At 44.2% G+C, this 24307-nt stretch carries 14 protein-coding genes; 3 read left to right on the forward strand and 11 right to left on the reverse strand.

What is annotated here, in order from left to right:
* Positions 1-5: 5 nt before the first annotated feature.
* From BLS69_RS07930 to BLS69_RS07940, 3 genes are all read right to left on the reverse strand, one after another.
* Positions 6-2474: an FAD-dependent oxidoreductase gene (locus BLS69_RS07930; protein ID WP_091030118.1), complete on the reverse strand. Its 2469-nt coding sequence runs from the start codon at positions 2472-2474 to the stop codon at positions 6-8.
* A complete protein-coding gene (locus BLS69_RS07935; protein ID WP_091030120.1) occupies positions 2471-2785 on the reverse strand; it encodes an ArsR/SmtB family transcription factor in 315 nt (104 codons plus the stop codon). The genes BLS69_RS07930 and BLS69_RS07935 overlap by 4 nt, the downstream gene beginning before the upstream one ends.
* A 237-nt stretch (positions 2786-3022) precedes the next feature.
* Positions 3023-4837 (reverse strand): glycoside hydrolase family 43 protein, encoded by a 1815-nt coding sequence (locus tag BLS69_RS07940; RefSeq protein WP_091030122.1) that lies wholly within the window; start codon positions 4835-4837, stop codon positions 3023-3025.
* A gap of 355 nt (positions 4838-5192) precedes the next feature.
* Here BLS69_RS07940 and BLS69_RS07945 point away from each other — a divergent pair, with 355 nt between their 5' ends.
* The 3 genes from BLS69_RS07945 (at position 5193) to BLS69_RS07960 (ending at position 8083) form a co-directional block, all read left to right on the forward strand.
* Positions 5193-6554, forward strand: a complete 1362-nt coding sequence (locus BLS69_RS07945; RefSeq protein WP_143023563.1) for an alkaline phosphatase — start codon at positions 5193-5195, stop codon at positions 6552-6554.
* Between the two features lie 511 nt (positions 6555-7065).
* On the forward strand, positions 7066-7506 hold the full coding sequence (locus BLS69_RS07955) for a CBO0543 family protein (RefSeq protein WP_091030127.1): 441 nt from the start codon (positions 7066-7068) through the stop codon (positions 7504-7506).
* Positions 7507-7612: 106 nt separating this feature from the next.
* Positions 7613-8083 (forward strand): ferritin-like domain-containing protein, encoded by a 471-nt coding sequence (locus tag BLS69_RS07960; protein ID WP_091030130.1) that lies wholly within the window; start codon positions 7613-7615, stop codon positions 8081-8083.
* 124 nt (positions 8084-8207) lie between these two features.
* Here BLS69_RS07960 and BLS69_RS07965 read toward each other — a convergent pair whose 3' ends face one another.
* From BLS69_RS07965 to BLS69_RS08000, 8 genes are all read right to left on the reverse strand, one after another.
* Positions 8208-9098: a cation diffusion facilitator family transporter gene (locus tag BLS69_RS07965; RefSeq protein WP_091030134.1), complete on the reverse strand. Its 891-nt coding sequence runs from the start codon at positions 9096-9098 to the stop codon at positions 8208-8210.
* 338 nt (positions 9099-9436) lie between these two features.
* The gene (locus BLS69_RS07970) at positions 9437-14578 is read right to left on the reverse strand and encodes a golvesin C-terminal-like domain-containing protein (protein WP_091030137.1); all 5142 of its coding nucleotides are present in this window, start codon (positions 14576-14578) and stop codon (positions 9437-9439) included.
* 199 nt (positions 14579-14777) lie between these two features.
* Positions 14778-15986 carry an SGNH/GDSL hydrolase family protein gene (locus tag BLS69_RS07975; RefSeq protein ID WP_091030140.1) on the reverse strand — a complete coding sequence of 403 codons (1209 nt, stop codon included), beginning with the start codon at positions 15984-15986 and terminating at the stop codon, positions 14778-14780.
* A gap of 17 nt (positions 15987-16003) precedes the next feature.
* Positions 16004-18235, reverse strand: coding sequence for an FAD-dependent oxidoreductase (locus BLS69_RS07980; RefSeq protein WP_091030143.1), 2232 nt, complete (start codon positions 18233-18235; stop codon positions 16004-16006).
* Positions 18236-18331: 96 nt separating this feature from the next.
* The gene (locus BLS69_RS07985; protein WP_091030145.1) at positions 18332-19942 is read right to left on the reverse strand and encodes a response regulator transcription factor; all 1611 of its coding nucleotides are present in this window, start codon (positions 19940-19942) and stop codon (positions 18332-18334) included.
* Positions 19942-21681, reverse strand: a complete 1740-nt coding sequence (locus tag BLS69_RS07990; protein ID WP_091030148.1) for a sensor histidine kinase — start codon at positions 21679-21681, stop codon at positions 19942-19944. Before BLS69_RS07990 ends, BLS69_RS07985 begins: the two co-directional genes overlap by 1 nt.
* A gap of 93 nt (positions 21682-21774) precedes the next feature.
* Positions 21775-23361: an extracellular solute-binding protein gene (locus tag BLS69_RS07995; RefSeq protein ID WP_091030150.1), complete on the reverse strand. Its 1587-nt coding sequence runs from the start codon at positions 23359-23361 to the stop codon at positions 21775-21777.
* 65 nt (positions 23362-23426) lie between these two features.
* Positions 23427-24296, reverse strand: a complete 870-nt coding sequence (locus tag BLS69_RS08000) for a carbohydrate ABC transporter permease (protein WP_091030152.1) — start codon at positions 24294-24296, stop codon at positions 23427-23429.
* Positions 24297-24307 lie beyond the last annotated feature (11 nt).

Below are 24307 nucleotides of genomic sequence, written 5' to 3' on the forward strand. Positions count from 1 at the left end.
ATTTTTTAAATAAACAGATTATGATTTGCTTGTGATGCTTGTCCAAGATAATAACCTACACCACCAATTTTGACTTGGTCTATTAATTCTTCACGTTGGATACCCATTAAATCCATGGACATCTGGCAGGCAACAATCTCTACTCCTTGAGCAATTGCGCTCTCTATCAATTCTTCCAACGAAGGTACATGATGTTTTTTCATCAAACCACGGATCATCTTCGGGCCTGCTCCGAGCATATTCATTTTGGACATGCCAAGCTTCTGGCTGCCGCGAGGTAACATCATATCAAACATACGACCGATCATGGTTTTGGATAACTTCTGCGGTTGCGGCTTACGAATAATACTCAATCCCCAAAATGTGAAAAAAAGGGTTACTTTCCGTCCACTCGCTGCTGCCCCATTTGCAATAATGAGTGAGGCGATCGCTTTATCCAGATCACCACTGAAAACAACCATCGTGCTGGCAGGATCGCTGATGGGGGAATCTGATACGGGTTGTGCTGTATTTTTAACAATGACGGACTCAATGGTACCGCCTTTCATTCTTTCCAACTGCAAGATTGTGGAACCCGACATTGTGGCCCATGCTTTGACATCTTCATAGAAGCCTGGATCGGAAGCTTTCACGCGAAGGGTTTCCCCGTTCGAGAGTTGATCCATTTTCTGCTTCACTTGTATTAGCGGACCAGGACAACTTAATCCGCATACGTTCAACTCATGATCAATACGTTGCGGCTGTGTTGAGTCAGTGGGAATAGACTTTTTTTCCTTAACGTTCACCGTAGGATCATGATGATCTTGTTTTGCAGCAGTAAAGGGAGCAGGCTTAAACTGGGCTTGACGGTATGTTTTATAACCACCACTCAAGTTTTTTACGCTAAAACCATGCTGGCGCAAAATTTGCGAAGCAGTGTAACCACGTAAGCCGACTTGACAGTATAGCCAGATTTCTTTGGATGGGTCTAATTCATCTAAACGTTGACGAAGCTCATCAACTGGAATGGAGAGTGAACCCGGTATATGACCATTTTGATGCTCGATTTCACTGCGAACATCCAGAAGTATCGACTGCTCCGGCTGACGATCAGCCAGCTGTTTATAGGTGAACGTCTGAACACGTCCAGTGATCATATTCTCTGCTGCATATCCAGCCATATTTACGGGATCTTTGGCAGAAGAATATGGTGGCGCGTAACTCAGTTCAAGTTCTGTCAAATCCCTGACATGTCCTCCAAAATGAATGGCTACAGCAATATCATCAATTCGTTTATCGACTCCATCATAACCGACTGCTTGTGCGCCTAAAATTTTACCTTCCGGAGTAAACAGCAGTTTAAGAGTAATTGCGCTCGAACCCGGATAATACGATGCATGAGAAGCAGGGTGTACGATAACGGTTTGATATTCCACGCCGAGACGCTGCAGTGTTTTCTCATTACTGCCTGTCGTGGCTGCGGTCATTCCAAAGACTTTGATAATGGAGGTACCTTGTGTTCCTTTATAGGTAGAAGGAAGGCCTGCGATACGGTCAGCAACAATACGGCCTTGTTTGTTGGCAGGTCCGGCAAGTGGAATCGTTGCCTTCGTACCATGAATGGTTTCCGTAACTTCGATGGCATCCCCAACAGCATAGATATGTGGCACACTGCTTTCTAAAGCTTCATTTACGATAATATGTCCACGTGCACCCAGCGAAACGCCGCTATCTTTCAAAAAATAGGTGTCCGGCGTTACGCCTATCGCAAGAATAACCATGTCAGCAGTCAGCGTATGACCATCCGCAAGTTCAACCCCTATGCCCTGCTCTAGGGAATGGAATCCCTGAACACGCTTGGAAAACAGCAGGTTTACACCATGATTCTCCATTTCCTGTGCCAATGCGGCTCCTAACTCGGGATCATATGGTGTGAGTACTTGTGCGTTCCCCTCAATAAGCGTTACATCCAGACCAGCTTCCTTTAGATTCTCAGCCATTTCTACGCCTATAAATCCACCGCCTATGACGATCGAAGTCTTGTTGTTAGAAGAACTTACCTGTTCTTTGATCCGATCAATATCCGGAATACTTCGTACGGTATAAATTAGTGGATTGTCCTTACCCGGCAGATCGGGAATGATCGGTTTTGCACCTGGTGACAATATCAACTCGTCATAGCTTTCTTCATATGCACCGCGCTCCTGAGATTGTATCTTAACCACTCGCTTCTGCGAATCAATAGATACGACCTCACTTCTTGTACGCACATCGATACAAAAGCGATCTGCCATCCCTTTTGGCGTTTGCACCAGCAGACGCTCTCGATCATCGATTGTGCCACCTATATAATAAGGTAAACCACAATTGGCAAATGAGATATAGGGTCCCTTCTCGAAGATAATAATTTCGGCATGTTCATCCAGACGGCGAAGACGTGCAGCTGCAGATGCACCTCCAGCTACACCGCCAACAATAAGTACTTTTTTGCTCATGATTCACAATCATCCTTTTCAAACAAAGTTTTTATAATCTGTTCAACCCGTTGATCGGCAAGCACATAGTTCACTTCAAGACCATTCCGCTCCGTAGCAACAATACCTGCACTACGAAGCTTCTGGAGGTGTTGTGACACTGTAGATTGGGGAAGATCCAGACATTCCTGCATGTAAGAAACATTACATTTCTTTTTTTGCATCAATCCCCGCACAATGCATAAACGAATGGGGTGAGACAAAGCTTTCAGCAGATTAGCAGGTTCATCGAACTGTTTAATGTTATTGCTGTCAAAAGCGGGAGTGTTCACAAGTATTCCTCCTAAATCGTTATATCGTAATAATACGATTTATTGATTTGTATGTCAAATGTACTCTGGATTAATGTATTCAATTAGTCGCATACGCGCTCAAACCTAAGGTTTTGCTTGTTCCAGGTGGAAGATAAAAATGATAAAATGCCTGCCAAAACCGCTAAAAGCGACATTTGACAGACATTCATGTTGTATCAGGCCTTTATAGATAGCGATTTAATTAAACGTCTTATATTAGAGTATAACAAGCTGAATCAGTCCGTCCTTACCAAACAGAAGCGGGTCCATACATATTTCGCGGTGATAACCCTTTCCAGAGGAAAATCTGGATAGTGGCGTGACAAAACGGTGATAGGCAATCTGATATTGACCCGTTTCGGAATCATTAAATATACAGTGATGACCTGTGCCCAGCATGCCCTTCTCGACATTTTTGCTCAGAATCGGGTATTGATAGGTAATAGGACCGTATAATTGCTCTGACGTACCGTAATTCACATGATAGTCTTCGCTGCCTGTATCATCACAGGACCACGTAAAGTGGTATAGTCCGCCCTGCTTTAACACGGTTACCGCCTCACGAAAATCATGCAAGCCTGCCAGATTGCTCATTGTGTCCTCCACTACACTTATCATGTCTTCACCAAGCTCCACAATGGCAGCATGTCCATTGCCAAATAGCAGATACGGTTTTCCATCATCTTCGACATAGACGGAGGGATCAATAGCTTGGCCCATGGTAATGCCCAGGCGTTTCAACTGCTCCATTGTGATTAAAGGCTGTGGCTCGGCCAGGAATGGACCAATTGGTGTATCTGCAACAGCAACGCCGATGGCACTCTCTCCATTCCGCATTTTGCCACAGAAATAAAAATAGAACTTTCCGCTTCGGCTGGCAATTGCCGGTGCCCAGGCATTACCGGTTGCCCAGGCGACATCCTCTGTTCCCAGATCAAGGATCATGCCTTCGTCTTGCCAATGCTTCAGGTCTGAAGAAGAAAACACCTTGAATTGTGTTCCCGACCACCCCTCAAACCCATCTGTTGTTGGATACATATAGTAACGATCCCCAAACTGTGCGACATCAGGATCGGCATATTGTCCAGGAAGCACCTGATGACCATCTCCGAAAGCCACGAGAAGCCGGCTGCACTCCTCAGCTGTGATTGGCAGGACACTTCCATGACGCTTTTGATTCGTTCCCATATCAAAATCATCATCAGGGACAATTCGGAATTCTCCGCTTCCCAGATCTGTAGTCAACAGAGGAAGATAACCCTTGCCTTCAGCAAATCGATCAACAATCAGGCACCATTCCTCCCGGTCATTGAATTTAAAGATTTGAGGTCCCTCCACACCTGCCACAGCCTCCAGTACCGGGGCTTGCAGCGTAACAAACGCCTCTTTGTCGAGAGAGTCTCCTTTTTCTACCCGTATGTTTTTGGTTGTTTCATCCTTGGAGTATCGATAATAAGCTCCATCCGCAGGAAGAATCGTTGTATCTATAATGTGATTATCCCGCTCAATGTATTTTTTCGATGCAGAAAACGTACGAAAGTCTTTTGTACGAGCGCTGTATATTTTTTGTTTTCTTTCTTGCTCTTGAGGTTCCTGCGTCGCAGAAGCCCAGAATACAAGAAACTCATCTGCCATTTCATCATACACAGCTTCTGGTGCCCAGACACATCCAGCGCCCTCGACACCTAGTGTAACGTTCCATGGGGATGACCAGTATACGAGATCGCTGGATTCCCATACAATTACGTCACGGCTCCCGGCATTAACGGCTTGAGACCATCCTTTGCCGCTTGCGATGCGGAGATCCGTAGCAATCAGATAAAATTTATTATCCTTGACTGAACGAACCAGAAACGGGTCCCGTACCCCCTTTTCTCCAAGGTCGGAAAACAGCACAGGTGAGCCGCCATTAAGGTCCTTCCAGTGAAGACCATCCTCGCTATAAGAGAAATAAACCTGCTCTCCATCTGGTTGTTCGCCAATAAAATGTACAAAGAGATACCCATCATAATTTGGAGTTGTTTTGGTCAATGGTAAAGAGCCTCCTGAAAATGAAATTGATTTTATATTAACAGTAATATAAAAATGAAAGCGTTCTACTTATGTTGTATCATACTTCAAAAACAGCGGGATGAGTATATTTTTGTAAATTCGCATGTTGCAGATCATGTGAATTTTTCGCCGGAACCATATTGTTCTGATTGCGATGTTTGACTTGCTCCTCATGCAAAGAAATTAAAGTTATCGCCGTATTTGTTTATTTTACCTCAGGTATACAAAATTCTTGGTTTTCATTTACAAATAAATGCTAATCTTCTTAATGATGAACAAATGAATATAGATTCATGCATTCATTTTTGTTGTTGAGATATTATGAGGAGGAATCATTGTGAAATTATCCAAAAGAGTATTACCAGCGGTAGCGCTGACTCTGGCTGTATCGGCTTCCACTCTCTTGTCTGCCGGACAAGCAAGTGCTGTTCAAGCTGTAAGTGTGGAGAAAAAACAAATTAAGAACATCATCTTCCTCATTGGGGATGGCATGGGGACCTCTTATACTTCCGCCTACCGTTACATGAAAGATGATCCTTCAACGAAGGGCATGGACAAAACTGTATTTGACCCTTATCTGGTTGGGGCACAAATGACCTATCCGGATGATGATAAACAAAATGTGACGGATTCCGCTTCGGCAGCAACAGCCATGTCGGCAGGTGTGAAAACCTACAATGCGGCCATTGCGGTTGACCCTGAGCAGAAGGAAGTCAAAACCGTACTTGAGCAGGCCAAAGAAAACGGCAAGTCCACCGGACTCGTGGCTACATCGGAGATCACTCATGCCACACCAGCTGCATTTGGTGCCCATGATATCAGTCGAAAAAATATGGATGCAATTGCGGACGATTATTATGATGAGCTGATTAATGGCAAGCATAAGGTGGATGTACTTCTTGGTGGAGGGAAATCCAATTTTGTACGCGAGGGTCGTGACCTGACGAAGGAGTTCCAGAAGGCCGGATTTAGCTATGTCACGGATCGTTCCTCTCTCCTTGCGGATAAGAATCAACAAGTTCTTGGACTGTTTGCGGACGGAGGTCTGGACAAGTTGATTGATCGTACTGCTGACACTCCATCATTGGCTGAGATGACCAATACAGCGATTGATCGTCTCAGTTCGAACGACAAAGGATTCTTTCTAATGGTCGAAGGCAGCCAGATCGACTGGGCAGGACATGATAATGATATCGTTGGTGCGATGAGTGAAATGGAAGATTTCGCAGCAGCATTTCAGGCAGCTATTGATTTTGCCAAAAAAGACGGTGAAACACTTGTCGTAGCTACTGCTGACCACTCCACGGGTGGACTTACGCTTGGAAAAGACGGAGAGTATAACTTCTTCGTAGACCCGATCAAAGCTGCACTGCGTACGCCTGACTTCATGGCAGCACAAATTGCAAAAGGTGCTTCGGTTGAAGAAACACTCAAAAGTTATCTGAGACTGGAGTTGAAGCCGGAAGAGATTCAATCGGTGAAAGAAGCAGCTAAAAGTGCGGACGTAACAAAGATTGATAATGCCATTGAAACAATTATTGATAACCGTTCATTTACGGGTTGGACAACAGGTGGACATACAGGTGAAGATGTTCCGGTCTATGCCTACGGTCCGGCAAGTCATCGCTTCGCCGGTTTGATCGATAACACAGATAATGCTAAGATCATATTTGATATTCTCAGCAAGCATCAATAATTCGACAATAATTCAGTAGTTTACGATCATCCCTTCTCTTCTTTCATCCGAAGAGAAGGGATTTTTTTCATAAAATCCTTATTGATATGCCACTCTACCTTTTTATGAACATCCTCAACCGTAGCTGTTCTATACTTGGCTTTTTTCATGACCGAAACTTGTCCATTCACTTCGAGTAAGGCGTATGCCTATTCCGAATTTGCTGATATGCATTATATCCCATGGATTTGGTTACCTTATACAAAACCACTTGCATTGAAGGGAGAGAAATCCGATTAATGCAGTTAACGATTGGTTAAGGCAGCTTGCCCACAATTATATTCTCATTGTCATTGCTGCGGTGCTCTTTTTTGCAGTCAAAGCAGTCATTGGATTCTATACGTACAAGCATTATGATAAAAAATTGGATGCACTTACAGATAAGGTGGATCGCCTTCTGGAAGAGAAGACAACGGAGTGATGCGGCTTATGGTTAAACTACAGAAGTAACAAAGCTTTGGAGGAGAATTGCATGTTAGGAAACATTCTGCTGGGTATGGTCATTCCCATTATATTGGGTGTATGGATTCTGCGTCGGAACTTTACAATCCTTATTCTATATTATCCACTTGGTGTGGCTGTAGCAGCATGCATTAACAATATCGGGTTTAATTACTTCTGGAATATTCTTCCGAATACTCATAATCAATCCTTTGCTGCTCTTCCAATGGATCTTGGAGTCTATCCGATCGCCGGCTGTCTGATGATGTATACGATTTTAGAAAAAGGCGCCAAGCCATGGTTGGCGATCCTTGTTGCATCCTTGTCGCTGACATTAATCGAATGGCTTGCCAAAATAATGGGGCATGTCATTTATTTTAATGGATGGAACATTCTTTGGACCTTTTTGTCATACCTCCTGCCATTTGTTCTTGCCTATGGTTACAGTAAAATATTGAGGTATACCAAGTAAAGTTCCACTGAAGCTTTCGATTAATAAGACGGGACAGAGTATATGGGTTAACGCTGATGGGCATACGTGCATATCTTAACTCATATTTGTCTTGGAGGGATTCGTAATGTATGTGGCATATCCTTATGGTTACAGGTACACTTTTACTCCGGTATGGGCAACATCATCAGTCGAAGCACTTGAATTAATCAAAACGGCTGTACAGGGAGAACGAAACGATGAGATGTTCTATGATTCACTGATTCAGTTGTCACCCGATGCTACTCAGGCTGCCATCATCACGAGCATCCGCAATGATGAACGCGGACATAATCAAATGTTTCGCCAAATGTACAAGGATCTGACAGGCCAGGAGATTTCAGGTGTAAGCAGTGAGCCAGTTGAGACGCTCCCCTCTTACCTTGCCGGATTGCAAAAGGCGTTTCAGGGTGAATTGGCGGCCGTGGAAAAGTATAGAAAAATATGGTTTGGTCTCCCTTATGGCATATATAAAGACACGGTGTGGGGAATCATCCTGGACGAACAGAAACATGCGGATAAATATAACAATCTGATTACCTATAATTTGCCAAGATAGTCATGTATGGGATATATAAAGCGCGGATTCTTTTTAAGATGAAAATTGAAATCAACAAAAACCAGTGAATAAGTAAAGCTCACTGGTTTTTTTGTTTTGCCGAGTCTCTCTTAATAGAAGCTTGCTATCCAATGCACTCTTTCAAAATATCAGGTTCCACATGAACGTGAACAGTGTACACGTCATGCTCCTCCATCAACTCGTTCTCCACGTCTGTACAGATATCGTGTGCTTGTTGAAGATCCAGCTCAGCATGGACTGTTATGACAACGTCTACTACAACGTTATTGCCATAGTTCCGCGCTCTCACGTCTTTAACTGTCTCTACGCTATCAATTCCGGCAATCGTTTTTTTGTACTCCTGAATCAGTTCAACATCAAAACCGTCCGTCAGATGATGTGTGGCTTCCTTGAAAATGTCCCAAGCGGTCTTGCAGATCAGGAAACCTACAATGACAGCCGTTACAGGGTCCAGCCATGGGAGGCCGAACTGGGAACCCACGATCCCAATGACCGTACCGGTGCTCACCCAGGCATCGGAAATGTTATCACGAGCCGCAGCCATGACTGCCTGACTTTTAATACGAGTAGCAAGTCTTTTGTTATAGCGATAGACCACATACATGATAACTGCGCAGAAAATGCCTGTGTACGCAGCGATGATATCCGGAGATTCATGTGTACCCTGAAACACAGAACGAATGGCTTGAAACAGTACTTGTAAACCTACTGCCATCATAATGAAAGAAGCAACAAGTGACGCGACGGTCTCTGCTCTCCAGTGACCATAAGTATGATCTGTGTCGGCTGGGCGTTGGGCAAGCTTCAAACCGATCAGTACAGCTATTGAGGCCACAATATCGGTGGCATTGTTTAATCCATCCGCCTTGAGCGCTTCTGATCCGGCCATATTGCCAACGATCAGTTTTAATACGGTCAAACATATGTAGGAGATAATGCTGATGATAGCTCCGCGCTCCCCCAGCTTTAGATTATCGTATTTAAGTTGATCCACATGATATCCTCCTGCAATCTTCAATTCAAGCACGTGTATGATGGTACCATTGAAGATTTGTGTGGGTCTAGAGAAACGTTTTGAGTGTGACGAAACATAATCTGAAAGCGGCAATTTTTTTACGAGCATCCAAAAAAGTTGGATTTGGCAAACTTAAGTGATCAATGGGTGGTAAGAGGAAGTTGGCCGACTGCCTTCCCTTGTAACCACACTTTCTTGCACTTAGACATAAAGAGCCGAATGGATCGTTTTGATCCACTCGGCTCTTAGCGTTATTTTGCAATAATTTGTATAACATCACTTACCGTTGTTCCACTTCCATTCATAAATCACTGCCCTTATTCAGAAAGTGTCGGTTCATCTGGTGTCTCATTTGCAAGCAGCTCCGAATCATCAGAATGCCGTTCGAACATAACAGCGTCAACTCTCGTATAGATCATATCCGCAGGAAGCGTTGGCGGGTCTACCGTTGTAGGCGTAACTCTGGTTAACCGGACATACTCGCTGCCGTCACCTGTAAAGTCGAACGTCCCCAGATTAACCCAACCTGATGAGCCGACCGTTGCATCCATATAGGTGACCTCGGTACCCGTTTTATGTTTCACTTCCACTTTGACATTGTTATCGTTTGCGGTCGTATGGACGAGTTTATAGATCGAGACGGTATATTTCCCCTCTGGAAACTCGCCTTTCCACGTTGCTGATGATCCTTGAACTGTTGAATAGCGGGATTTAACCCCAATTTTGTAACCTGCTAAATTGCTTTGGCTCCAAGACCCTTCTGTCGTGTATAACCCTGTTGTATTTGTACTATCGACGATAACCGTTAGGTCCCTGATCGTGATGTTCAAAGGCGGTGTGGTTAAGGTCAATCCGTCAATCGTGACAGTAGCCCATACCTCAATGTGATCCGTGTCCCCATCGAGATTAAGAAGAGTCAACAACCCACTGCTATTCACTTCAGCCAGATCCGTACGATCAACGAAATACTGCACATCGGCCTGTGTAAGATCACCGACCAAACCGTTATCCAAATAACCGGTTACGCTCAGTTGTGCGGTTTGAGTCATCTGCAGCTCGTTCCGATCGGACAGGATCACCGCAGACTCCAATTGCGGTACCCTGTTTGGGTCCACCCACATAATCGCATCGGCTACGACTCTCGATTTGTTGGCCTTATTGGTTAGTTCCACGTACCCGCTATCGCCTGCAGCAAAAGGATAATCCCCCAGGTGCACCCAAGTACCATTCGCCGTTGTCTCATCAACAGTAACGGTCTGGGAGCCTCCGCTGTGATATACGGTAAATGAGGCATTTGTTGCCCAATTTTCACTCGTTGCAGTTATCTGTGGAAGCTTGTAATACACACTGTAAGTGACACTTTCCGGCAGCTCAGGCCGCCATCTCATTTTGCTAGTCGCTGTGCCGGTCGTAGATTTGGCATACACATAGTTATCATAATAATAATCGTTAGCCGTCGTATCCCTTATCCAGACGCCTTCTGTCTCCGCCTCCGTATTATCCACAATGATGGTTGAACTATCCTGCCCATCGGGTTGGACTGGAGTTTCCGATACCTGATCCGGCAGATAGAGTGTCCGCTTACGGGTCTGTTTCCCCTCCGATTCCACGTAATACGTAAAGGTTTGGGATAAATCATTCACCCGTATCGACCATTCCATCGGATAGATCGTATCTGGGACGCTCGTATACGTGGCCCCGCCATCCAAGGAATAATGGATTGTCGCTGGTTTTGTCGTTTTGGCCTGCACATAAGCATCATAAACCGTTTCGTCAGGCTTAACGATCAGCATGCCTTTAACCGCATCAATTGGACTGTGTGTATCAAAGAAATAACTTGCATCCGATGTATCTGCCGTTCTGACCTGATGCAGCGGTACATCAATATCAAGTCCCTCTACAATGATCGCAGTGATTCCCTTGCCTGAAACCGTAGCTTGAATGATTCCGCCACTCATAACTGCTTGCTCTGGTGTACCATTGTCGCGGATGATCGATACGGTATAATCCTGTGCCGGGTTGAAACCAATGATTTGTTCATTTAATTCAATTGGAGTCTGAACTTCATCTGAAGATGCGTTGCTTAACCCGATGTAGAATTTATCCCCGCTCTCACCCGTTATCCAATTCAATTGAGGATGGTTGGTCTTAATAATACCCTTGGGCATCCATAGCCAAACGTCGGAGTTACCATAAAATTGACCTGGTTTATTCCCATAAAGGTGATATTTGAACCATAAAAAATTCGTTTCAAAAACGGAAGGAAACGTAATGCTCCCGTTTGATTTCAATGATTGTTCGCTGATCAAATAATCCATCGTTTGCCCGAGCTGCCCCGGAATATGGTGATAATAGATGGATGTAGCCCCGCTTGGGCCTTCCAGAGGAAAGTCCGGTTCAAGTTGGCTAACGGCGAAGCCTTTATAATAATAACCTGGATAACTGGAATATCGTCCAATAACTGCATTATGAGCAATATCCTGCAGCAGTTCATCCCCTGTATAAAGCGACAATCTCAGCATGAATGGAGCTTCCTGAGCATTCATCCGATAATAACCGGTTGTACTTCCTGCTTCAAACGTCAGTCCGCTCGGTGAAACAAGCCAACGCTCCGCTTGAACGCCTCCGGCAATATCTTCGGGAAGCTTAAGCCTAGGATATTGAAATTTACCACTTTCCGGCCAATGGAACGACTCCGCGTAATTATATGTCTCCGGCTGAGGAATCGTAACGTTACCTTCAGGAACTGGACGAGCAACAAACATGGTTGCATACCGTTTGGCTTCCTTATAGGCGGCATCCAAGTATTTGGGATCCTGCGTTTCCTCATATAGCTCCAAGATCTCCATCCACAGCTTGCTATAATAATAAATGAACTCATTTTTACTCACATCGACAGATGCAGGCGTATCGATATGTTGCGTGATATAGCTTTCGGCTGCATCCTTCGCAGCTTGCAAATACTTCGCATCTCCCGTCATCCGATACATCATCAGGGGTTGAATGACAGGCCCCCTGTCTTTCTGATCCGGGTCACGCACAAGGTACTCTTCTTGAGCGAGTGCACCAATTCCTGCCGAAGTGCCCATCATCTGATTGACAGCGGCTACGCTTGAAACATCGAACGGCAGAGTAGCCATTTTCCATAACGAAGGCACACCGTATACTTTTTTCTGCGTTGGCGACCAACCGATACCATTTCGCGATACGCCATACTGGACGGACGGCAGTGCTCTCGTATCGTATAGCTGGTCATCTCCAGTCAAATAGTAAGCTCCCAAAAGAACCGCATTTGAGCTTGTTCGGACGCTATCTTCGTTTTCGATATCGATAAAACCCTTGGCACGGCTCCACCACCCGCTGGGTGATGGGACATAATTCACAGAGTCGTCCCCTTGCGGCTCAATTTTAAGTAGATCAATCATATTAAACATCGCGTCAGTAAGCGATTTATTTGAAACATTTTCCCGGTATGCTGAATAATCGTATTCATTGCGAAGAATATCCACGTAGGACTCATACAGATTGCTTTTTTGAGCGATTAGCCCCATATGAAATTGATAGGTGTTTTCTGCGGTCATCTGCGAGTAAGTCCCCAACTGAGGGGCGTAAAGGATTGGCTGTACGCTGCCTTCGTTGTTAACAAGGCTCATACCCAGCCGTTGTTTTGTAACGCCTCCCGTCGGCTCAAATTCAACTGGTAACTCTTCCGAAGGTACAAATACCCCATACGTCAATGGATTTCCCGCACTATCATTCTTCTCAACCAGACTCATCGGAGCGCTCAGCTCTCTCAAGCTTGTTGATTCCACTGTACCTACCATTTTGGCATGTGACCTGAATCCATTTAACACTTCATTGATGCCCGAGGCGGACTCTGTCGTGAAGGACTGATATCCAATCACATAATTGCCGTCGCGGCGAGGTGTAAAGGCAAAGGAAACATCGGGTTTATCCCCTGCCATGGACCAGTTCACTTCAAAATCGTAATCACTGCCATGCGTAGAATCAGTTAATACCGCTGTATGGCTGTCGGGAAAATGAATTCCGTCGAATGTAATCCAGCGTTTGTTCATCGTATCATAGTAATTGGTTCGGCTCCCCGCATTCCCATCCAATAAAACCCATTGCTCCTCAAGTCTTTCCGATTCATTATTGATTAGAACCCAGTTCCCTGTCTCCGTGTTTTTGTAGAACATGTCACGAACGATAGATTTACCTTCATCCCATGCTGCCTCATAAAAGGTTGCCTTGTAATTAGCATTTTCGATGCTGCCTTTCTCTGTGTAACTGAGATTCGCTAAGGTACGGCTTCTTAGCGGGGGGAGCGGTGGTGCTTGTTGACGGATATTCCCCTCGAACTTGACTGCATCAGCCCGCGTAATAATTGTACCCGTAGAAGGCTGCGTTCGAGTCAGCCTGACAAATTCGCTATCATCACCACTAAACTCATACTCCCCCAGATCCACCCATCCAACCGATGGACCTGACGAAGGTCTAAGATCCATAAACTTAACATCCGTAACCCCGTTATGAACAATCTCAATTTTCACATTACTATCTGCTTTATCCGCCCAATCCAGCTTATAGAACGATATTCTCGCCGTCCCTGCTTCCAAGCGTGGATTCCAGGTGATGCTTCTACCTACAGCGTCTGTAAATTTGGAACTGGAATTATTGTATCCCTTCACTCCTGCACTTGTCGTCCAATAAGGAGCGGAGAACCCGTTACTGACGTTTCCTGAATCAACAGTGACGACATTATCAATTGTGAGGCTCCCATCATCAATGATAATTGTCTTATGTGGCTCTTTCTGCTTTATATTCCCTTCGAACTTGACCGCATCCGCGCGCGTAAGGATCGTGTTTGTGGTGCCGGTAGACCGGGTCAATTGAACAAATTCTTCGCCAACTCCAGAAAAATAGTACTCTCCCAAATCAACCCACCCTGCTGGAGCACCAGATGAGGGTCTTAGATCCATAAAGACTACATCCGTTGTTCCATTATGAACGATCTCAATTTTCACATTGCTATCTGCTTTATCTGCCCAGTCCAGCTTATAGAACGATATTTTCGCCGTTCCTTCTTCCAAGCGTGGATTCCATGTTATCGTCCTGCCTGCTGTACTTGTATATTTGGTGCTGGAAAGATCATACCCTCTCACCCCTGTGCTTGTGGTCCAATTAGGAGCCGAATATCCATTGTTCTCGTTACCTGCATCAGGTGTCACATCATCATTGATCTTGATACTCCCGTCATCGATAATAATTGTCTGATAAGGTAAGGTCTCCGCATAAGCGGTCCTTATTCCGATCAGGCTGAAAGGGACTACGATCGTCAACATGAAAACAATGAAGAAAAACAGCTTCCTTTTGACCATACAATTCACAGCCTCTCCTCGTAATGATAACGCTTCCATAAATGCATTGCCTTTTGCTCGAATGATCGTGAAAAGCACTTAACCTTATCCTTCTGCCTAAATCCCGTTCTGTCGTTTTCATCTTAGCATGTTACGTCACGGTGAAATTTCTTTCATTTTAAGAATTTCTTATACGATTTTAAGTAAAGTAAAAAAAGAGACCTACATCCTAATTGATTGCTCAGTTGCAGCCAAATAGAATATAGGTCTTCCAAGTGTTCCCAAGTGAACCAATCAATTATAATGGCGGCTGCACCAATAACAACTTTCCAAGCTGAATGACCGTTTGATCATACCAAGCAGGATGCTGCCGAACATGTTCCATACTTCGTTCATTGCCACTTGCCTCAAACACGGCCGCTTTGTCAGTTTTCTCGTGATCGATCTCGAAGCGAACGGTATGTTTCCCATTTGGTAGCTCTGGCAAGAAAACATATTGATTTCGATTATGATCGTTATATGGTGTGAACCGATCAACAAGGAAGGGTTCCCTTCCATCCACCGACACCTTCAATCGGCCAGAATCCGGCCCCCCGATATCAAATAAGCCGATGTGGGTTCCCTCAAACTCCACTGTGATCGCTTCTCCGGGATCAACTGCTCGCCATAGACCGGGGAACAACCAATCATACTCACGCACTAAAGGAAAATCATCAGGGGTCATGTAAGACCACCCAGCGGAAAAATGAGTAAGACGATCCAGTGGCAGCATGGTTGCATACTCCCAAGGATTGGCCGGGACCAAGGGGTCCTGCGGCAAGTGATGTTCGACCTTTCCCACGTGATCTCGAAGCTCTCTCATTTTCTCAAAAGACCGAATGATTGTATCTGTGTAAATCTGATGTCCTTCGGGAATCGTTGGATGGATCGAATCATGCGTGAAAATAACAGCTCCGGGAATGGCCACATCTGCACTTGAGGTGAAAATGAGCTTTCCATCCAAAACCAATTGACTGACCGCCACGCCCAGATGAATCGAAGGAATACCGTAATAGTCGGCGATTTCCTCTTGCATAAGAGCGCCCTTCTGGTATTCGCCGGATTGAAATGAGGTCAAATCCCGCTCCTTAACCGTATATACAAACAGGATATCGGTAAACCGGTTCCGCTTGCGAATCTGTCGGACAATGCCTTCGATCCGCGCCTTGGATTCGGGAACTCCGCCATCGTTGCCAACAAATTCAACAAACACGAGATCAGGCTGATGACGAAGCACATCTGTCTCCAAACGGGCGCAGCCGAGGTCCGATCCTGTCCCATCAATGCCTGCGTTCACAGCGCGGATATCGGCATGGGGATATTGCCCTCGCAGCCAATCCGCCGTCATGACCCTGTATCCTTTCGAACGTGTATTACTGCCGCCAAAATAGACGATGGTCACGGTTTCTCCATTTTCCAACTTCTGAATGACATTAGGCAGCCCTCTTCGTGGGAAAAATTCCTTCATCACGACTTCACCCGCCCTCACTTAGCGTTTTTAGAAGCAAAAAGTTTTACAGCAAACACTTCATAATATGGCGAACTATACGTTGCACAGAAATCAAACCGGATTTGAGTTACACCTTTTGCAAACACCTGATGTTTGTTCAACGAAAGATAATTCCCACGGACTTTAATTTCACTCTCGGTTCCGTCTTCCAAAGTTAAAGTCACATCATAATCTTGAATCAACGACTCGATTGGATCGTCGAAATGCTCCAAATTCAGCTGCGAATTAAAAACAAGATGGATTTCATCCAGATTCTTGGGGCTTGCAAAACCAAATTCCAACCATTCCTGTCCTTCCGTACGTTCCGAAATCCAGCTGTTCGGCAAACCATAAGGTCTGGAAAAACCGTTGACGACATTTGCGGGATTATACATATCCTGGGATGGTATCAGGTCTTTGAAGCAAATGCTCTTATTAAGTTTCTTCAGCCTGGATGGCTCTTCCGGTCTATAAAGGAAGCTAACCGCTCCAGTCATTTTCTCTTCATTGCTGTGTACAGTGAGGTCCGCCGTACCTTCCAATACGATGTAGATTTTGTCGTCTTCTGGCTTCTTGCAGCTGAGGTCCAGTGTAATCCAGTCATCGTGACCCGCTGAAATCACCAAGTTGTAGCCCTTCAGCTCGCTGGTGGGAATATAGTTTTCCTTCCGATCACCGCCATACAGCTTCACTTGCAACGTTTCGGAATGCTCGGATCTATTTTTAATTTTGATCTGCACACTCTCAACCACAGATGTCTGAATCGGCAAGACCAAACATAGTGCTTTGTCCAAGGAGACCTCTTCGGTTGGATGAAGTTGTTCATAGCTTCGCTGGGACGAGGCACGAATCGTTAATCCGTCTGCGAAATAAGGGTCCAACGGCTCTTGAAGGCCTACAATCGTTTGCCCGTCTCGAAGCAGCTGCGCCTGAAGCTCACCCATATGCGCTTTGACTATGGATGCGGGGTCTGTCTCATATTTTGCGCATAATACAGCAGCCGTTCCTACCGCCTGCCCCATACAACCACAGGTTGCCATGACCCTTGTAGACCCAAAAGCCACATGAGTAGCGCTTATATTACGGCCAGCGAACATGAGATTAGGAATATTGCGTGAAAATAAGCTGCGGAACGGGATATTATACAATCCCGGCACAAAATTCCACGCTGTAGCCGGACCCTCATCGTAGATGCCTTTATTCGCATGCAGATCCATATACCAGCCTCCGACGGATACCGCATCTTCGAAATGAGGCTTTGCTGTAAGATCGTTCTGAGACAGCATGTGCTCCCCTATAAAACGTCTCGACTCTCGCTTTCCCGGAATCGGGCATACATAATCCAGGATGAGATTGTCTACATCATCAAACTCACCGCTATTTTTGATATAATCCCATATCCCGTACACCAATTTCCGCAGTTCCAAGGCGATGTCTTCATTATTCTTGATAATATCCATATGTCCGCCGTATTCCAGCCACCACAATCCGCCAAGCCCGTTGATTTTCCTTGGAAAAGACCGATGGTTTAATCCTTTTCTGATACTATCAAAAAACTCCAGCTTCGTAATATCATACGCAAAGCCTGGCCTTTTGTAAGGAACGGCATAGTCTACGTCACGGGCTTGAAACAGAATCGTATCACCCATGGTGTAATGATCCGCCACTTCTGGAGCGAGCTCCTCCTGGTATTCATGCTTCGCCTCTCTTCCCCATCGGAAGTGAGCACCTGCTTGGTACCCAACAATTCCATCCCCGGAGCAATCGATATAGGTAGGGCTTTCAAAACGAAATTTTCTCTCTGAAGCCAATTGAAGGCCCTCCACCCATTTGATTCTGCCGTTCTCCATGCCCGTTTCATGCACACATGTATTCAGGAATAGAGAAATGTTAGGCTCATCATACACCATGTCGAGCAAAACCGTATCCGAAAGCGAAAGCATAAGTTTTTTGTTGTATAACGGATTATAATGAAAGATCTTCAGCTTCAGTTCTTCTACCAACCCGCCTTCGCGAGCATAATAGGATGGACTGTTTCCAAGATATGCCGACCCGTTGATATGAACTCTGACCTCGCTGCTCGCATTTCCCCCAAGCACTGGCCGATCGTTGATAAGTGAAACCTGTAGCCCTTGGCGTGCGGCAGCAATGGCAGCACATATCCCGGCAATTCCTCCACCTATGACGGTTACATCTGCTTTCATAAGCTCCATTTTGATAACCTCCATGATTAGATACTCCTATCATGGTAATGGTTTTGGTCCGTTTTTTTTTACAGGATTTCGCGAAAAAATCATACATTTTTTGCATCCTTATTAGGATTCCTACCGTGTCATTTTTATCCGATATTGTTTAGGTGTATCCCCCGTATATTCTTTAAACAGTTTGCAAAAATACCCTTCATTGACGATGCCTACTTCCTCGCACAATTCCAATAAAGAATAATCCCGAACGTTTAACAACTCGAGGGCGAGATGGATTTTTTTACGGTTGATGTAGCTGATCACGCCTTCATTCATTGTTTTTTTGAATAAGCTGCTAAAATACGATGGCGCTAAATTCACTTCCTCCGCAATGGTCTCCAACGTTAAACGTTGTTTCAAGTTTTTCTCTATAAAATGCATAGCACTCATAATTTCTGCACGATGTAACAGTTGGCCCGCATGCACATATTCGAATGTGAAGTCGCCAATATAGGCGAGCTGCTCCTGAAAAGCCATAAATTCCATGGGGAAGTCTGGAACTTCCGTGGCCATCTTATTCCCCGACTTAAATTTCACGGTAATGTCTCTGTACAAGTCTCTAATCATTGGCACCATGATGGACTTGTGGATTTTATGGTCCGTAACAAATTGCGACAGATCGGCAAGTGCATTATCCAGCTCTTCCTTGGAAATCTTCCTTTTAAGCCGTATAAGAAAATCAGCCAGCTTCTGCTGAAAGTCTGCTTTTTTGTCATTATGGTATTGGAACCGATGCATCGGTGTTTTTACGACTTTCTCGGTATGATAATAGAAATCCTCACTCACATTTTTAGCTTCCGTATACGCCTGTTTGATCGATTCCCAGCCCCTGTGCGGACTTCCAAAAGCAACCGATACCTTTTTATTCAAATATTGATGCAAATGAGAGACAATCTGCCCTCCCAAGGATAGGCAAGCATATTCCGTTTCCATATCACTGCGGTTATTTTCCCAGGATAAAAAGCCAATAAAACGATTATCCGACAGATCCGCAGCTACGCCGCTGCCACCACTCATCACCGTTTCTTCAATGATATTTGTAATCGCATATTTCAAGATGTTTTGATCTGCCGCTGCGTATTCGTTGCGGAAACTTTCATACGTATTCATCTCAACGATGAAGCAGCAATAGTTGGCTTGAAAAAAATGAAACTGCATACGATTGGCAAAATCCGATGCCCGATGAGAAGGAATTTCACCTCGAATCAATTCGTTAAAAAATTGTTTGCGGACTCTATATTTATTTTCAAGTACGGATACGTTTAATGAGTGAAATTCCGCTTCTTTTTTCTCAAACTCATTTAAAATTCCGGCTGCCTTATCCAACGCTCGATTCAAATCGGCTTCCCTCAGCGGAACCTTTACAATGTACTCTAATACGTTGGCTTGAATCGCTCGCTGAGCGTATTCGAAGGATGAATAGGCGGTCAAAAGTATGTATTGAGTATGGGGGAGTTCCGCCTTGAGCTGCTCAATCATGGAGATGCCATCCATTCGCGGCATTACAATATCGGATATGACGATATCCGGCTTAAGTTTTATGATTTCCTCGATCCCATTCAGCCCATTATTCGCTTTTCCCACCAGAACAAATCGTTTATCTCTATGGGAGAGCTCACTAAAAAACAATTCCAATCGTTGAATAATCAGGTCTTCATCGTCAACAATGAAGCAGGTATATTCTTTCCCCATTATGCATCTCCTTTTTGCAATTCTGCCGGGAATAAAGCACGTATACGGGTTATTTCCTTAGGTATGCTAATAATATCCAGTCCGAATTGATCTCCGTAGTGAAGTCTTATTCGACCCTGAATATTATTCAGCCCGATTCTTTTTCTTTTCACTTCCTCTTCACTCGGTTCTGAGATTAAAATATGCTTTATTTTATCAGCTGGAATTCCCTCACCTTGATCAACAACTTCGATGATGACGATGCCGTCCTCCCTGTACGCATGAATCGTAATTGGCCCCTCAATTTCCCCTCCGTTATATCCATGGAAGATACTATTCTCCACAAGGGGCTGTAACAGCATTCGGAAAACTGGGAAATCCATCAGTCCTGCTTCGATATTTTCAATCAAGTTGAAGTTTCGGTTATACCGAATGTTCTGGATCTCGATATAGTCCGCTACATTGCGTAATTCCTGGCGTAGGGAAACCTTCTCAGAAGCATCGTCTATCCCGTACTCCAATAATGAAATAAGCGACCCGATCACCACATCTACTTTCTCTATTTGTCCGAGACGTATCACATTGCTGATCGAACCAAGTGTGTTATACAGAAAATGTGGGTTAATTTGAGACTGTAACACCTGGATTTCCAGCTTCCGCTCAAGTTCATTATGAAGCTCGGCTCGGCGAATCAGTTCAACAATCTGCTGAAGCATACGATCGAATGCTCGTGAAAGATCACCAAACTCATCGTTTCGATTAATCGTTATTGTCGTTGTGAGGATACCTTGTTCCACCTGCTTCATTTTTGTTTTGAGCGTATAAAGTGGTTTTCTTATATATTTGGCAACCAAAAAAGAAATGAACAAACTTAAGAGAAGACCCGCAGCAAGAAGCTCAATATAATAGGTTTCCAATCTGGACAATGCTGCTTTTAAGCGTGATTCATCGTTAATCGAGATGATGGTCCAGTTGAATTTCTCCGTTGGTTTTTTTAAAAGGGAAACCGGAGTACCATCGTTGGTATACAGTTGAAGGTTTGTTTCTGTTGTATCCAGAATTTCTTCCGCTGACGTCTCTCCGATCGAAAAAGAATGATCTTGAATATTCAGAGGTCCTTTATTTTCAGAAAATCCGGCAATGATCTTACCTGACGCAGTGATCAGAGCCAGATTCATTTGTTCCTGTTTATTAATCTTGAACAAGGTTTCTTCAATGGCATTTAGATCCAAATCAACCGCAATGGCCATAGGAAACGGAGCACCGTTCAGATATCGAACCATCGTAACGGTCCAGCCGGAATACTTCGATTTGTAAGGTTCACTAACAAAGGTAGTCCTTCTATTCTTGTCAGCCGCATCAAATAAAGGTGCTCTTTCAGATAAAGGTTCATCGAATATTCGAGTAGGTGTACTTCCACCCAGAATCGATAAATCGTTTTTGATCAAATAAATATTACTGACATAAATACTGTTGAGTTCATACAGCTCTCTTAATTGCTTTTTAATCACTTCGGTATTGTTAATGTTGGCTTTCACTGATGTTTCAACTGAGAAGAGAATCGTCTGGAAGGAGGAAAAGTTAACGGTGAAATACTGGTCTACCTTGTCTAGTATTTGATTGGTGTAAAAAATGTCATTGGTTCTTATTTCCTTTTGCACATAGCGATAAGACAATTGGCTTATCAAGATGATGCAGCCTAATACAAAGGCAAACACAATTAAAAATAATTTTAAAGGCAAGCTGATTCTTCTTCGCATCGATCATCTTCCTTTTAGTTCCGTTTTAAACTAAGAATAGCATATGCTAATAAAGAGAGGGGCTACGAATAGCCACTCTCTCTTCGTTTATTTTTACTTGATAAGGCCGGCTTCTTTAAATTGCTGGATTGCTGCTTCCTTATATTTCTGCATGTCAAACTTGGTATCCAGCGTCTGGAGGAAATTGTCCCAGTTGGAAAGAGGCTCTTTGCCCGTCATAAACTTAACCAAGCTTTCATTAATGAAACGTGTGCGGTCAGCATCCAAGGTATCGCTTGGGTCAGGGGTCAATAAATTTCCGGGCAACGTTGGCCCCACATATTGCTGATTGTCCTTGAAAGCTTCCGCTGTCTTCGGATTTTGGAAACTGAAGTACTCCGCATCATCACCACGGCGCGGCATTCTATAATGATCGACCCATAGGTACTTCTCTTTCATTTCCTTTGATAACTCGGAGGTTTTATTCTTGATCTTGCCGTCTACGACATCCCAATGGATGCCTTTAATTCCGTATGCAAAGTTCGGATAGGCTTCTTCATCCGTAAAGAGATAATTCAGCATGGACAAGATCCGAATGATTTTGTCCTCGTCCGCTTTTGCGGATATGGCCCATGAATTGCCCTGGAATGATTTTCTCTCTACAATTTGATCCCCGTAAGGACCTTTCATCGGAGGGATGACAATCCATTCCGGAACTTCTCCACTAATTTCTTTCATTTTCTGTTGATAATCCGGTTCCAGTCTACGAGCATCTCTGATCATGAAGCCAACTTTACCCTTAAACATCTTTTGGTCCAACAGATCAGGCGAATTCATCGTTACCCAGTCCGGGTCAACCACCTTGGCTGCCATCATTTTATTAATGTAAGCAAGAGCCTCTTTCATTTTGGGATCGATAAACAGAAATACCGGTTCATTATCTTTTATCTCAACGGCTGAAGGAGGATTGACGCCAAACATCCACATCAAGCTATCAAAGCCGTAGGTTTGCAGATTACCTTCTTTATTCATACCGCCAATGAATCCGTACGTATCATTTTTGCCATTACCGTCCGGATCTTTCTCTGTAAAGGCTTTCATAACTTTGAACAACTCGTCAGGTGTCGTTGGTACCTCCATATTTAGCTTTTTCAGCCAATCGTTACGGATGAAGAAGCTTCGACTGATACCGTTTACATTATCATAACCTGGAACTCCAATGGTTTTTCCTTGATAGGACATTGCCTCCCATGAGTCGGTGCCAAATCGTTTCTGTAGTTCAGGAAACTGATCCATATACGGTGTCAAATCCGCAAGAACACCTTGGTCGTAATATTGCGCGAGATCAGCACGACTCTTTAAGAAGATCAAGTCTGGAATATCCCCGCCTGCAATGAGTGTATTCAGTTTGGTTGTTGCTTGACCCGCTTGAGGAATCATCATATCCAAGTCGATGTTCATCTCTTCTTCCAACATTTGGCGTTGAATATCTTCATCACGTGGAGGTACCGGAGCAGCAGCATTAAAAGTACCTTGGTTAAACATTGAGATTTTCATTTTGTTTGCAAACTGGCCAGACTGGCCTTGCGAATTACCCGAAGTTGTCGATGTAATTTCTTCATTTCCCCCACATCCTGACAATAGCGTTCCAAGCCCTAAAATTGTCGACAGAATAGCAAATGAAATCTTTTTACGCTGCATATTGACCTCTCCTTTGATTGTATATTATCACGGTTTCCCCGTAATAAGTTAGGTTGGAACACTTTTTAACCTTTAACGGATCCCAGGAGTACACCTTTGGTAAAATGTTTTTGCAAAAATGGATAAACGATTAATATCGGGACTGTAGTTACAACAACTGTAGCCATCTGCACAGCGAACGTACTGACAGCCCCGGAATTGGCGAGCGAATCAGCGCTTTGAGTTGCAACGTTAAGCAGGATGTTGCGCAAAATCACTTGAAGTGGCATGTAATTGGAATCATTGATATATACAATGGCATCAAAATAACTGTTCCAATGCCCGACTGCGTAAAATAAAGAAATGGTGGACAGAACGGGTAAGGACAGGGGTAAAATGATCCGCCATAACGTCTGAAGCTCACTGGCACCGTCTACCCTCGCTGATTCCTCGATTTCACCAGGTAATTGCTCAAAAAAGCCTTTGATGATCACCAGATTAAATGCACTAATGAGATTTGGAATGATCAATACCCAAGGACTGTTTAACAATCCCAGAGAGCGGATTAGTAAATATGTCGGAATTAACCCTCCACTGAACATCATGGTAAACACAATGAAGAGTAAAAACGGACTTCTTCCGGGCAAATATTTTTTGGATAACGGATAGGCCGCGATTACCGTAAAAAACACATTTAACGCCGTGCCTACAATCGTTCGAAACAACGTAATTTTATACGCCTGCCAGATCCCATGAGAAATGAATACTTCTTTATAGGCCAGAAAGGTAAAGGATTCTGGTATAATCACAATTCCTCTTCTCAGTACTTCCGATTCTGGCGTTACGGAGACAGCAACCACGTATAGAAAGGGCAGCACACAAAGTAGGGATAAAAAAATAAGAATTACATAAACGACGGTTTGCCAGACTTTTTCCCCGATTGTCAAATGGATCATACTTAAGACCA

The organism is Paenibacillus sp. CF095, assembly GCF_900101225.1.
GTDB lineage: Bacteria > Bacillota > Bacilli > Paenibacillales > Paenibacillaceae > Paenibacillus.

Bases quoted from the DNA above. Each gene is read 5' to 3' on its own strand.
- BLS69_RS07930 (WP_091030118.1), bottom strand. From the start codon at position 2,474: ATGAGCAAAAAAGTACTTATTGTTGGCGGTGTAGCTGGAGGTGCATCT.
- BLS69_RS07955 (WP_091030127.1), top strand. From the start codon at position 7,066: ATGTTAGGAAACATTCTGCTGGGTATGGTCATTCCCATTATATTGGGT.
- BLS69_RS07960 (WP_091030130.1), top strand. From the start codon at position 7,613: ATGTATGTGGCATATCCTTATGGTTACAGGTACACTTTTACTCCGGTA.
- BLS69_RS07975 (WP_091030140.1), bottom strand. From the start codon at position 15,986: ATGAAGGAATTTTTCCCACGAAGAGGGCTGCCTAATGTCATTCAGAAG.
- BLS69_RS07980 (WP_091030143.1), bottom strand. From the start codon at position 18,235: ATGGAGGTTATCAAAATGGAGCTTATGAAAGCAGATGTAACCGTCATA.
- BLS69_RS07985 (WP_091030145.1), bottom strand. From the start codon at position 19,942: ATGGGGAAAGAATATACCTGCTTCATTGTTGACGATGAAGACCTGATT.
- BLS69_RS07990 (WP_091030148.1), bottom strand. From the start codon at position 21,681: ATGCGAAGAAGAATCAGCTTGCCTTTAAAATTATTTTTAATTGTGTTT.
- BLS69_RS07995 (WP_091030150.1), bottom strand. From the start codon at position 23,361: ATGCAGCGTAAAAAGATTTCATTTGCTATTCTGTCGACAATTTTAGGG.
- BLS69_RS08000 (WP_091030152.1), bottom strand. From the start codon at position 24,296: ATGATCCATTTGACAATCGGGGAAAAAGTCTGGCAAACCGTCGTTTAT.